General features: G+C 62.2%; 16 protein-coding genes and 1 tRNA gene. 4 read left to right on the top strand and 13 right to left on the bottom strand.

All coding sequences use genetic code 11. The annotated features are described in order from the left end of the window. Nucleotides 1-12 precede the first annotated feature (12 nt). Together V0U35_RS11190 and V0U35_RS11185 are read right to left on the bottom strand one after the other, a co-directional pair. A tRNA-Leu gene (locus tag V0U35_RS11190) sits at nt 13-99 on the bottom strand. Nucleotides 100-166: 67 nt separating this feature from the next. Further along, nucleotides 167-415 carry a FliM/FliN family flagellar motor switch protein gene (locus tag V0U35_RS11185; protein WP_330196800.1) on the bottom strand — a complete coding sequence of 83 codons (249 nt, stop codon included), beginning with the start codon at nt 413-415 and terminating at the stop codon, nt 167-169. A gap of 90 nt (nt 416-505) precedes the next feature. Between V0U35_RS11185 and lipB the strand changes: the two genes are divergently transcribed. After that, entirely contained in the window at nt 506-1,189 is a 684-nt protein-coding gene (gene lipB / locus V0U35_RS11180; RefSeq protein ID WP_330196799.1) for a lipoyl(octanoyl) transferase LipB, read from the top strand. 11 nt (nt 1,190-1,200) lie between these two features. Here the strand turns inward: lipB and V0U35_RS14020 are convergent, their stop codons facing one another. The 7 genes from V0U35_RS14020 to V0U35_RS11150 form a co-directional block, all read right to left on the bottom strand. Then, nucleotides 1,201-1,500: a DUF4282 domain-containing protein gene (locus V0U35_RS14020; protein WP_373696402.1), complete on the bottom strand. Its 300-nt coding sequence runs from the start codon at nt 1,498-1,500 to the stop codon at nt 1,201-1,203. A gap of 275 nt (nt 1,501-1,775) precedes the next feature. Further along, complete coding sequence (locus tag V0U35_RS11175; RefSeq protein ID WP_330196798.1) at nt 1,776-2,312, bottom strand: DUF805 domain-containing protein; 537 nt, start codon at nt 2,310-2,312, stop codon at nt 1,776-1,778. A gap of 36 nt (nt 2,313-2,348) precedes the next feature. Continuing rightward, nucleotides 2,349-2,855, bottom strand: coding sequence for a DUF805 domain-containing protein (locus tag V0U35_RS11170; RefSeq protein ID WP_330196797.1), 507 nt, complete (start codon nt 2,853-2,855; stop codon nt 2,349-2,351). Nucleotides 2,856-2,942: 87 nt separating this feature from the next. Continuing rightward, nucleotides 2,943-3,476 carry a hypothetical protein gene (locus tag V0U35_RS11165; protein ID WP_330196796.1) on the bottom strand — a complete coding sequence of 178 codons (534 nt, stop codon included), beginning with the start codon at nt 3,474-3,476 and terminating at the stop codon, nt 2,943-2,945. An 88-nt stretch (nt 3,477-3,564) separates the two neighbouring features. Further along, nucleotides 3,565-5,589: an acetyl-CoA carboxylase biotin carboxylase subunit gene (locus V0U35_RS11160; protein WP_330196795.1), complete on the bottom strand. Its 2,025-nt coding sequence runs from the start codon at nt 5,587-5,589 to the stop codon at nt 3,565-3,567. Nucleotides 5,590-5,668: 79 nt separating this feature from the next. Beyond that, nucleotides 5,669-6,148, bottom strand: coding sequence for an ion channel (locus tag V0U35_RS11155; RefSeq protein WP_330196794.1), 480 nt, complete (start codon nt 6,146-6,148; stop codon nt 5,669-5,671). Nucleotides 6,149-6,192: 44 nt separating this feature from the next. Then, nucleotides 6,193-6,345, bottom strand: coding sequence for a hypothetical protein (locus V0U35_RS11150; protein ID WP_330196793.1), 153 nt, complete (start codon nt 6,343-6,345; stop codon nt 6,193-6,195). A gap of 85 nt (nt 6,346-6,430) precedes the next feature. Between V0U35_RS11150 and V0U35_RS11145 the strand changes: the two genes are divergently transcribed. Continuing rightward, nucleotides 6,431-7,273: a hypothetical protein gene (locus V0U35_RS11145; RefSeq protein ID WP_330196792.1), complete on the top strand. Its 843-nt coding sequence runs from the start codon at nt 6,431-6,433 to the stop codon at nt 7,271-7,273. Nucleotides 7,274-7,376: 103 nt separating this feature from the next. Here V0U35_RS11145 and V0U35_RS11140 read toward each other — a convergent pair whose 3' ends face one another. The 4 genes from V0U35_RS11140 to thiS form a co-directional block, all read right to left on the bottom strand. After that, nucleotides 7,377-8,333, bottom strand: a complete 957-nt coding sequence (locus V0U35_RS11140; RefSeq protein ID WP_330196791.1) for a YVTN family beta-propeller repeat protein — start codon at nt 8,331-8,333, stop codon at nt 7,377-7,379. Between the two features lie 164 nt (nt 8,334-8,497). Next, nucleotides 8,498-9,451, bottom strand: coding sequence for an NAD(P)H-dependent flavin oxidoreductase (locus V0U35_RS11135; RefSeq protein ID WP_330196790.1), 954 nt, complete (start codon nt 9,449-9,451; stop codon nt 8,498-8,500). A gap of 492 nt (nt 9,452-9,943) precedes the next feature. Continuing rightward, on the bottom strand, nt 9,944-10,726 hold the full coding sequence (locus V0U35_RS11130) for a thiazole synthase (protein WP_373696401.1): 783 nt from the start codon (nt 10,724-10,726) through the stop codon (nt 9,944-9,946). Nucleotides 10,727-10,732: 6 nt separating this feature from the next. Further along, entirely contained in the window at nt 10,733-10,933 is a 201-nt protein-coding gene (thiS, locus tag V0U35_RS11125; protein ID WP_330196789.1) for a sulfur carrier protein ThiS, read from the bottom strand. Nucleotides 10,934-11,006: 73 nt separating this feature from the next. On the opposite strand from thiS, the gene V0U35_RS11120 reads away from it, so the two are divergent. Together V0U35_RS11120 and accB are read left to right on the top strand one after the other, a co-directional pair. Next, the gene (locus V0U35_RS11120) at nt 11,007-11,441 is read left to right on the top strand and encodes a type II 3-dehydroquinate dehydratase (RefSeq protein ID WP_330196788.1); all 435 of its coding nucleotides are present in this window, start codon (nt 11,007-11,009) and stop codon (nt 11,439-11,441) included. A gap of 36 nt (nt 11,442-11,477) precedes the next feature. After that, nucleotides 11,478-11,972, top strand: coding sequence for an acetyl-CoA carboxylase biotin carboxyl carrier protein (accB, locus tag V0U35_RS11115; protein WP_330196787.1), 495 nt, complete (start codon nt 11,478-11,480; stop codon nt 11,970-11,972). The last annotated feature ends 13 nt before the right edge of the window (nt 11,973-11,985 follow it).

The following is an 11,985-nucleotide window of genomic DNA, read 5'->3' as shown; positions in this document are numbered from 1 at the left end:
CGTTTTCAAAAATGGTGCGGCCGAGAAGACTCGAACTTCCACGGGTTTTACCCCACAGCGACCTCAACGCTGCGCGTCTACCAGTTCCGCCACGGCCGCGTATCTGGAAGGAGGCGGGAGATAGCAGGCGATGCCCGGCTTGTGAAGCCTTCACATGCCGTCTTTGTCAGGCCGCCGCGTTGAACGCGTTGACGTCTGCCGGCCCGAGGATTTCCACCGTCACCCGGTCGCCCTGGATGACGATCTCGCCGCGCGCAATCGGGTGGTTGTTGGCAAGAATCCAGATCGGCGCGTCTTCCTCGGTGTCGAGCGGGATGACCGCACCGCGGCCCATGCGCAGAAACTGCTGAATCGGCATGGATGACCGGCCCAGAACGACCGACAATTCCACCTTCACCGCACCCAACTGACTCACTGGCCAAACCCCTTCGCACTTGCGTCCTTGCCCTCGGACGCCAATGTTGACCGGCCCGTGTTTCCGACAGGTTAAGACTCTCAAAGGCCGATGGACGATCTACACACCGAATGGGCGGTTTCGACCGGCCTCGTGCCCTACCCCGAAGCCGTCGCCTTCATGGAGGCGCGCGCGGCCGCCATTGCCGACGGAACAGCGCCGGAACTGGTCTGGCTTCTGGAACACCCCCCGCTCTATTCGGCAGGCACGAGCGCAAAGATTACCGATCTGCGCGACCCGGACCGGTTTCCGGTCTATCCGACCGGACGAGGCGGCGAATACACCTATCACGGGCCGGGCCAGCGGGTTGGCTATGTCATGCTGGACCTGACGAAGCGCGGCCGTGATGCGCGCAAATTCGTGCGCAACCTGGAGCGCTGGCTGACCGCCAGCGTCGCGCCGTTCGGTATCACGGCAGACCGTCGCGAGGGCCGCGTCGGTGTGTGGGTGGATCGTCCGGACAAAGGCGAAGGCTTTGAAGACAAGATCGCCGCTATTGGCGTACGTCTTCGGCGCTGGGTGTCGTTTCACGGTGTGGCGCTGAATGTCGCGCCGGACCTGTCGCACTTCACCGGGATAACGCCGTGCGGCATTTCAGAATACCGCTATGGCGTGACCAGTCTGTCGGACCTCGCCAAGACATCCGACATGGGTTCGGTGGATACGGCCATGAAAGCGGCCTTCGAGGACATTTTCGGGCCGGTCACGACGACGGAGCCGCCGAAATTCGATTAGGAAAGCCCGTGCTATTTGGCCTTGTCGCGCAATTGGCCAAGGCGGTCATTGATACTGAAAATGACGAGATATAGCTCGGTGAGGAACCGCCAGATAAGCTGGGCGATAATGAAATAGAGAATTCCTATGATAAATCCGGATCCAAGCGTAAACGGCATTAACCGATAAATTTCGTACGACCAACTTCCCAAAAATGGGCCGAATATCATTACCAGAGATACTAGAGTGATTAGCGTAAACCCAATCCAGTAAAAAACCTGTATGATTACCGGCGCGATAAAAGTTTCGAATGATATAAGCCTCTCAAACATGATCGTCACCCTCTGCCAATGGTTCATGGTATGATTTTGCAATAGCTCATTTCAATCTGCAATAAGTACTGGAGCATTCTTGTTAACAACTGAGATTTATCTGCTTTAACAAATATATAATGCTAACTGAAACGGCCGATCATAGTCCAGGTGCCATTTTTGCTGGAGCCTTGCTCAGCCCGCCAACAATTGCTTCAAGGTCACGCCACGACGAAAAACCCCGGCGGATCGCTCCGCCGGGGCCTTCATTCATTCAGGCGTGACGCCCTCGCCCGTCAGGACGAGATCGTCGGATTGTTGTCGTCCTGCGGCGGAGCCGGCTGGGACGGTTGTGCCGGAGCGGCCGGAGCCGGCTCGGCAGCGCCCGGTGGCGGACCAAAGCGGTTTGCGCCCGCCTCACCGACCGAAACACCCAGCCAGATCGTGTAGACAATCCAGATCAGGAATCCGAGCCCGCCGATGAGGAAGAGGCTGCCAGACGCGGCGATCGCCGCGGCCACACCGGCTTCCTCGGTCCCGCCGGCTGACAGGGCAGCCATAACTGCGCCACCGGCCATCACGAAGGCGACAATGCCGAGGCCGAACTGAATCAACCAGACAATGCCGTGGATCCAGGCCGTCTTGCCGATGTCGTGCAGGCGTTTGCCGTACACGCAAACCCCGACATAGATCAGGCCCAGCGTGATGATCAGCCCAAGGAAGGGGATCATCCCGCCCACGATATTGCCGACGATGATGATCAGGATGCCGACCCAATAGTCCTGCTGGCCGATGCGTCCGTTCGGGCTGAACAGGACATTTCCGATATTCATGTAGCTCTCCCTCCAGAGATCAGAATGGCTGTCCGGTCAGGACAGCGGGTTGGGTGAAGCGGCATCCGCGGGCGGCTCGCCATAGGCGTTGGCAGCCGGATCGCCCTTGACGAACTGGTTGACAATGAAGGCGACCCCCAAGTGGGTCACGACCGTGCCGATCGCCGCAATGATGAAGCTCTTGAGTCGGAACTCCATTCCAAGCGCGGCTGCCGAGTCCCCGCGCATGGCCGCTGCTACCATGTCGCCGGCGATCAACGGCGTCAGGATCACCGACAAAACCATTCCAACAACGATATAGGCACCGAGCACAGCGAGCGTCCACACGGCGGGCTTGCCGCCATCGTGCAGGCGCTTCGCATAGATGCAGAACATCGGGTAGAGCAGCGCCCAGCCCAGAATGCCAATAAAGGGTATGATGATGGTGAGGGCATTCAGGATCAGCCCGATCACCATGATGACAATTGCACCCTGCATCAGCGAGTTCGGGCCGATTCGGCCTTCGAACTTCAGCAGGAGTTCCTGAAACTTGGCGGTATCCATGGTGGCGACCTCCCCTGTTCGAACCACGTGACGCTAGCGTGTGGCGCGAACAGGGGTTGAGTCAATCGCCCACCAAGGGATTTGCGATTATTCGGTTTCCGGCTTCATGCCGCCGAACCACAGGCCGAACAGAAAGGCCGGGACCCAGAAGGCCACGAAGGAGATGATGGCCGAGGTGGTGTCGATACCGCCCGCATTCTCCGGATTGGCTTCGAGCCAGGCTTCAAACTGGTCCTGGAAAGCCGGATCCTGGGCGGCCGTCATCCAGTCCTGGCCCTGGCTGGACGCAAAGTCCTGCATCAGACCCATCCCGGCGACCGTCACGAAGATGCCGCCGGCAATGATCCGAATCAGCAGGCTGAGGCCGACCGGAAGGAAGGCCAGGCCCGGGCCGCGCTGGGCATCGGCCCGGCGGTTCATGAACAGAAAGAGCACGAAAAGCATCATCACGATCAGCGAGCCGATCGGAAGGATCACCGCCACCGGGCCGGTGTCCGGCAACATGCCGGCCTGGAGCACGTAGAGCCGCGCCGCATCAAGCACGGCGAGAACGACAAGACCTATGAAGAAGGTGGAAGACGAGGCGCGCTGCCCCGGCAAAAAGAATGCAAGCGGATTCATGGTGTGGATTCCCCAATCTCGATTGTCCTGACCGCTTGATAGCCCGGCTTGCCCCGGCTTGCACAGGGAATGTCGGGCAGCCAGTCCCCTACTCGAATTCCGCCAGGACCTCATCGGCGGCGACGGACTGGCCCGGCTTGGCCGAGACGGTCTTGATGGTTCCGTCGATCTCGGCGCGGATGACATTCTCCATCTTCATCGCCTCGACCACCATCAGGGCTTCACCCGCCTTGACCTCCTGGCCTTCTTCGACATCGACCGAGACGACCAGACCCGGCATCGGGCTGGCGACGATCTTCGCCGAAGCTCCGGCCTCTTTCTCGGGCAGGCGGGCGTGCATTTCCGCTGCGCGGTGTGTGCAGACAATGGCCGTGCAGTCAAAGCCGCGATGGCGCAGCACATAGCCTTCCGTCCGGTAGGCGAACTGGATGGCGAAGCTCTCGCCGTCCAGCGTGCCTTCAAACAGGTGAGTGCCGGGCGTCCAGGATGTTTTCAGCTCCATCGGGTCACCGGCGAGGTCGGGCGTCCAGACGGTGGCCGTGCCCTCGCCGCTCTTCGGAACGTCCGGCAGCGTGATCTCGACCGGGAACCAGCGCCCGTCGAGCTTCACATCCCATTCTTCCGGGTGCCAGGCCGGGGCCGGCGTCAGGCGGCCGCTCGTCTGCTCAGCGCGGCGGGTCAGCAGGGTGTGGATATAGGCCGCTGCCGCCGTCATGATTTTCAGCTGGAATTCGGTCGGGACCGTGCCGTGGAACCCGTCCGGGAAATGCTCCGGGATATAGCCGGTGTGGATCGCGCCCTTGCGGAAATCGCTCTCGCCCAGACAGGCGGCGAGGAAGGGCGCGTTCGATTGCAGGCCTTCAACGAGATAGCGGTCGAGCCCTTCGAGGAGCGTATCAATCGCCGCTTCCCGGGTTTTGGCGTAACCGATCACCTTGGCAATCATCGGATCGTAGAAGAGCGAGATTTCGTCGCCTTCGCGCACACCGGAATCGATGCGCAGCGTACCGTCCCCCAGCGAGCCTTCCGCCGGTTCATGATAGCGCTTCAGACGCCCGATCGACGGCAGGAAACCGCGATAGGGATCTTCGGCGTAGAGCCGAGCCTCGACCGCCCAGCCATTCAGCTTCACGTCCTTCTGCCGGAGCTTGATTTCCTCGCCCGCGGCGATGCGGATCATCTGCTCGACCAGGTCCAGCCCGGTGACGAGTTCGGTGACCGGGTGCTCGACCTGCAGGCGGGTATTCATTTCCAGGAAGTAGAAATTCTGGTCCTTGTCGACGATGAATTCGACCGTGCCGGCGCTGTCGTAATTGACCGCCCTGGCCAATGCGACCGCCTCATTGCCCATCGCCTCGCGCGTCGCCTTGTCGATGAAGGGGGACGGGGCTTCTTCCAGGACTTTCTGGTTGCGGCGCTGGACCGAGCATTCGCGTTCACCGAGATAGATGATGTTGCCGTGCTTGTCGCCGAGCACCTGGATCTCGATATGGCGCGGCGTCTCGATGAATTTCTCGATGAAGATGCGTTCGTCGCCGAAGCTGGTCTTGGCTTCGCCGCGCGCGGACTTGAAGCCTTCCTTCGCCTCGGTGTCGTTCCAGGCGATGCGCATGCCCTTGCCGCCACCGCCAGCGGACGCCTTGATCATCACCGGATAGCCGATCTCGGTGGCGATCTTCACCGCCTCGTCGGCATCCTCGATGAGGCCCATATGGCCCGGTACCGTGCTGACGCCCGCTTCAACCGCGAATTTCTTCGAGGTGATCTTGTCGCCCATGGCCTCGATGGCTTCGGGATTGGGCCCGATCCACGTGATACCGGCCTCTTCAAGCGCCTTGGGAAATTTCGGGTTCTCGGACAGAAAACCAAAGCCGGGATGGATCGCTTCCGCCCCGGTTTCCTTCGCCGCGGCGATGATCTTGTCCATGACGAGATAGCTCTCGCCCGGGGGCGAACCGCCAATGAAGACAGCCTCGTCGGCCATGTCGACGGCCTTCGAATCCGCATCGGCCTCGGAATAGACGGCCACGGTCGCGATACCCAGGCGGCGGCACGTCTTGATGACGCGCACGGCGATCTCGCCCCGGTTGGCAATCAGGATTTTCTTGAACATGCAGCCCTTTATCAGCGAAGCCAGCCCCAGTGGAATGGCTGGTTTAGCGCGCCGACTCCGTGCGGGGCAAGCGAGGGACTCAATCGGGCTTCTGACGCAGGGCATCGAGCCATTCGGTCTCCATCGACCGCAAGCGTCCGATGACCGAGACAAGGAAGGCCGTTGACCAACCGATCAGCAAGAAGCCGTTGAAGCTTTCCATCGCGCCAACCAGCCGCCAGTGGCTGTCCTGGACGATGTCGCCAAAGCCTGCCGTGGTGAAGGTCGAGATCGAATAATAGAGCGCCAGTTCCAGCGTCGGAAACTCGCCAAGCGCCAGATAAACCAGTGCATAGAGCCAGATCTCGACCGAGTGGATCACGACCAGACCCAGAACGATCAGGATGATGAACAGGCCCTGGCGCGGAATGGACAGGAAGGGCCGGATCTGTCGTGAACGCTTCTGCAACAGGCCCATCAGGACGATCAGGCCGAGCATGTGGATGACGACGGTCGCCACGATCAGCCCTGCAGACAACAACAGGGGCACGATCACGTCATACTGTGCTGTCTCAGTCATGGTGTCCCTGTCGCTAGCGCCCTAGCCGAGGCCCTGTCAGGCCGTCAGCCTCTCAAGACTGTATAAACCGCCAGCCCGGCCGCCAGAACCAGAAGCAGGGAGATGACCTCGCCATGGCGCTGGATCCACCCGCCGAACCGCCAGACCATCCGCCGCCAGCCAGACTCCGGTTCAGGATAATCTTCGTTCGGCTTCATAATTCCCAGATTATCGCGGCAATTCGCCAAGGACCACGCTATATCAAGTCCCATCGTCCCAGTCCGCCGCGAAGAGACCCCGCAAATGGCCCATCCGATCTATCAATACTCCTCCATCGCCCGGCCACTGGAAGCGAAATTCCGGACCAATCTGGCGGTGCTGATCCTGCTGCCCTTGATCGCGATAGGGCTGGCGGGGTTTGAACGCTTTTACCGTGCCGCAGAATTCGGGGACGCCGTCGCAACGGGCGTGATCGGGGCGCTGGCGGCCTTTCTGGCCTGGGCCCTGACTCGTGAGCTTGATCCGGACCGCAACCCCGGTGCCTTCGTCGCCATGGCCCTTTGTGTCGCGGCCAGTGCTCTTGGCTTCGGGCCGGGCCTGTTCGCTGCGGCCGTGATCCTGATGAGTGTGCGGGTCGTGGTGCGTACGGTCGGCCTGCCTGCCCGGACGACCGATCTGGCTCTGGTACTGGTCCTTGCCGCAGCCGCCGCCGGGTTCACCGGCGACTGGTGGCTCTGCCTCGTACCTGGGGCGGCCTTTGTCATCGATTACCTGTTTGACCGTCGCCAGCGGCTGGCCCCGGTCTTTGCCGCTGGCGCACTGGCGCTTGCCGCGCTGGTATTCGTCACATCGGGCTGGAGCTGGGCCGAGACCGATACGCTGGTCCGCGGCTGGATCGTGGCGGTCGTGACCGTGGGCGGCCTCTTTGCCCTGATGACGGTGACCTGCCCGCCCGTGACCAGCCGCTGCGATGCCAGCAATGACCTGCTCGACAAGCGCCGAATTCAGGCGGGGATGGCGCTGACATTGGGGGCCGCCGCGCTCACCCTCTTGGGCGGGCTCGACAGCCTGACGGCCAGCCTACCGGTCTGGGCAGCGATGGGCGGCGTTATTGAAGGCCGGGCCATGCCAAAACGGAAGATCTGAATGCCCCCACCCCGGCCCTCCCCCAAGGGGGAGGGGGAATGCGCTGTGAATCCCTCCCCTTGAGGGGAGGGTAAGGGTGGGGTGGAAATCCCTGGGTGAAGAACTAGCGCACCGCCCAGGCCATGCCGTCGGGTTCGTCGCCGGTCTCGACCCGGCCCGTCACTTCACGCGTCGCGGTGTCGATGACGGTGACGAAATCGTCCGCGGTGTTGGCGATAAAGGCGCGCGCGCCGTCCGCGCTCATGACGATACCGATGGGAACCGCGCCAACGTCGATCGTCGCCAGCAGTTCACGCGAGGCCGCATCGAAAACGGCGACATCGCCGGAATTGGCGTTCGAGACATAGACTTCGCTTCCGTCCGGTGTGAAGCGGGCGCGGATCGGGAAGGCTCCGCCCGAATTGAAGTCAGCGATGACGGTATCTGTGGCGGTGTCGATGATCGACACCGTGTCGGCGGAGCGGTTCGTGACCCAGATTTCCCGGCCATCGGGTGAGGCATCAATGCCTTCCGCACCCGCCCCGGTCGGGACCGACACGACCGTGTTCGCGGCGCGGTCGATCACCGTCACCGAGCCGGAGCCGATATTGGCGACATAGAGCTTCGACCCGTCCGGCGTCGGCACAAGCTGGTGGCTGACGCTCTGGCCGGTTTCCCAGACCTCTGCCACCTCACCGGTCGCGGTCTCGATCTCGATCACCGTGCCGCTGGTCTCGGTCGTCACCCAGAGGAGGCTGCCGTCCGCACTCGCCCAGATGCCATGCGGGCCGGTGTTCGGCGCGACGTCCCAGACCGCGGTGCGCTCGCCGGTCGCGAGATCGACGACGCTGACCGTATTGCCCTGCGCCCCGCCATAATCACTGACATAGGCGATACCGCCCGACACGGCGACTTCATGCGGATTGTCCTCGGTTCCGGTCAGGCTGACCGTTTCCAGCGTCTCGGCGTCGATGACCGCAAGCGTGTCGTCGCCCTTGTTGACGACGAGCAGATAGTCCTGCGCCCCGGCGCAGGCGGCGATAAGGACGGACAGGGCGGCGGCAGTGGTGAGGGTTTTCATGGGGCGGCACTCCGGGCTGGTTCCGCGCCGAAGACTAGCAAGACCGGTGTGAAAATTCACGCCGTTTCCATCGCCGGGTAGATCACCCACCCTGACCCTCCCCTCAAGGGGAGGGAAATTGGCGCATGTACTCCCTCCCCTTGAGGGGGAGGGTTGGGGTGGGGCTACCCGCACACCCGTTTCTTCGCTGCCGCATATTCCTCGGCGAGGCGGTCGATATAGGAAGCGGCGGGCTGGACCGACTTGATCGCGCCAATCCCCTGGCCTGACCCCCAGATATCCTTCCAGGCCTTGGCCGCGCCGCCGCCGAAATTCATCGCCGACGGGTCGCTTTCGGGCAGATTGTCCGGGTCGAGACCGGCATTGCGGATCGAGTTTTTGAGGTAGTTGCCATGCACGCCGGTAAAGAGGCTCGAATAGACGATGTCGTCTGACGCGCCGTCGACAATCCCCTGCTTGTAGGCATCGCTGGCGCGGGCTTCCTCGGTCGCGATGAAGGGCGAGCCGATATAGGCGTAGTCCGCGCCCATCGCCTGTGCAGCCAGCACCGCGCCGCCATTGGCGATGGCCCCGGAAAGCGCCAGCGGACCATCAAAGAATTCGCGGATTTCCTGGACCAGCGCGAAGGGCGATTTCACGCCGGCATGGCCGCCCGCCCCGTTGCACACGGCGATAAGGCCGTCCGCGCCCTTCTCCAGCGCCTTGCGCGCGAAGGTGACGTTGATGATGTCGTGCAGCGTGATCCCGCCCCAGGAATGGACCGCCTCATTGAGTTCCACCCGCGCGCCAAGCGAGGTGATGACAATCGGCACCTTGTATTTGGCGCAGGTTTCAAGGTCGGCCTCCAGCCGGTCGTTGGAGCGGTGGACGATCTGGTTGACGGCATAGGGAGCGGCGGGCCGGTCCGGGTTGGCGGCGTTGTAACTGTCGAGTTCGGACGTGATCTGGTCGAGCCACTCATCAAGCTGGCTTTGCGGGCGGGCATTCAATGCGGGGAAACTGCCGACAATCCCGGCCTTGCACTGGGCGATCACCAGGTCCGGATTGGAGATGATGAAAAGCGGCGCGCCGATGACCGGCAGGCGCAATTTCCCTTTCAGCAATGCAGCGTCCGTCACGTCGTCTCTCCCCTCGCCTGTCGCGGAAATTCACCCGGTGTGAACAGTGTTCACTTCAGCCACGACGCTAGCGGCGGGGACGCGGGGTGTCGAGAGCAGAAACACCTTCGGCCCCGGACCCCGTTCCGGGGCCTACCGATTGTGAAGGACATGGTGCCTTGTCCGGCACTTTCGGTAGGTCCCGGAATAAATCCGGGACCGCCCGCCGGATTCAGCTAGGCCCTCCGATCAAGTCGGAGGGACTGTGAGATATTGGCGTAATGCCCCGATTTATTCGGGGCATCTCAGAATCTAATAGATCACCCGGATAAACCGGGTGATGACGCGAATTGATTTCAGGGGAATGACGCAGCTTTGAAAGCATACGCGCCGTTTCCCTCTCCCCTTCCGAAGGGGAGAGGGTCAGGGTGAGGGGTTGGTGAAAGGTCAAGCGCTTGCTTGCCTGACCCCCTCACCTCAATCCTCTCCCCCAGAGGGGAGAGGAAGCAGTCCCTAAATCAAACCACTCAAAGGGCTGGACGGGTCGGCATAGCGCTTTTTCGGCATGCGGCCGGCGAGATAGGCGTCGCGGCCGGCGATGACGGCGTGCTTCATCGCGCGCGCCATCCGCACCGGGTCCTTCGCTTCGGCGATGGCCGTGTTCATCAACACGCCGTCGCACCCCAGTTCCATCGCGATGGCGGCATCGGACGCCGTGCCCACTCCTGCATCGACGATGACCGGGACCGAGGACTGTTCGACGATGAGGCGGATATTGACCTTGTTCTGAAGGCCCAGCCCGGACCCGATGGGCGCACCAAGCGGCATGATCGCGCAGCAGCCGGCATCTTCCAGCTTTTTCGCGTAGACCGGGTCATCCGAGCAGTAGACCATCACGTCAAAGCCATCGTCGGTCAGCATCTTGGCCGCGCGCAGCGTCTCTTCCATGTCGGGATAAAGGTGTTTGGGATCAGAGAGGACTTCGAGCTTGACGAGGCTCCAACCCCCCGCTTCACGCGCCAGGCGGAGCGTACGCACGGCATCCTCGCCGGTGAAACAGCCCGCCGTATTGGGCAGGAAGACGTATTTGTCCGGGTCGATATGGTCGACGAGGCGCGGCTGGGACGGGTCGGAGAGATTCACCCGGCGCAATGCGACCGTGATCATCTCCGCGCCGGAAGCTTCGAGCGCCCGGGCGTTCTGCTCATAGCTCTCATACTTGCCCGTACCGATGATGAGGCGGGATTTCAGCTCCCGGCCGGCAACGACGAGCGGCGTGTCTTCAATCTGGCTCATCTGGCCCTAGCCTCCACCCACGAACTGGACAATCTCGATGCGGTCGCCCTCGGCGAGCGCGGTTTCGGCATAGAGCGATTTCGGCACGATCTCCAGATTGCGCTCCACGGCCACTTTCCGCGCATCAAGGCCGAGCTGGTCGACCAGCTCGGCAACGCTGGCCCCGTCTTCGACGGTTTTCGTTTCGCCATTGACCTCGATCTGCATGCCCGTCTTCCAATCGGTTTGCGCGTCTGCCCTGTCACGTCGTAGAGACAGGCTCCGGCGTCAAGGGGCGGACATGGCAAAGACCATCCTCATTCTCAACGGACCCAATCTCAACCTGCTCGGGCGGCGCGAGCCGGACATCTATGGCCACGATACGCTCGATGACATCAAGGCGCTGTGTGACCGCGAAGCGGAACGCCTTGGCCTGACCGCCGATTTCCGCCAATCCAACCATGAGGGCGAACTGATCGACTGGATCCAGGAGGCGATGGACGGGTTTGGCGCGGTGATCCTCAATGCGGGCGGATACACCCATACCTCGATTGCCATTCACGATGCGTTGAAAGCCCTGCCCTGCCCGGTATTCGAGGTGCATCTCTCTGATCCGGAACAGCGCGAGCCCTTCCGCCATTTCTCCTTTGTGGGGCTGGTTGCCCGGCAAAGCTTCACGGGCATGGGTGCCAAAGGCTATGTTCAGGCTCTGGAAGCGGCGGCCCGCCTCCTCTAAGACTACCCACCGGAATCATTTTCGAAGGCGGTTTTCATGGCGGCTTCTCCCAAGTCCAGCACCACGATCAACACCAAGCTGGTGCGCGAACTGGCGGACATTCTGTCCGATACCGATCTGACCGAAATCGAGGTCGAGAAGGGCGAGTTGCGCGTTCGCGTTGCCCGCAAGATGGAAGCGGCACCGGTCTACCAGGCCGCGGCACCCGCGCCGATGGCGGCCCCGGCGGCAGCGCCTGCAGCAGCGGCTCCGGCGGCGGCAGCACCGGCCCCATCAGGCCGCGGCGATGCCACGCCGGACGGCGCGACACCTTCGCCCATGGTCGGAACGGTTTATCTGCGCGCCAATCCGGACGCGGACATTTTCGTCAATGTCGGCGACGAGGTGAAGGAAGGCGATACCATTCTCCTCATCGAGGCGATGAAGACCTTCAATCCCATTACCGCGCCGCGCTCGGGCAAGCTCACCCACATGCTCGTGGAAGAGGCCCAGCCGGTGGAATATGGCGAACCGCTCTTCGTGATCGCCTGATTGGCGGAAGGGA

It is taken from the genome of Hyphobacterium marinum (genome assembly GCF_036330325.1).
GTDB lineage: Bacteria > Pseudomonadota > Alphaproteobacteria > Caulobacterales > Maricaulaceae > Hyphobacterium > Hyphobacterium marinum.
Note: the sequence above shows the minus strand (reverse complement) of the source record. Positions and strands in the feature narration are given on the sequence as shown.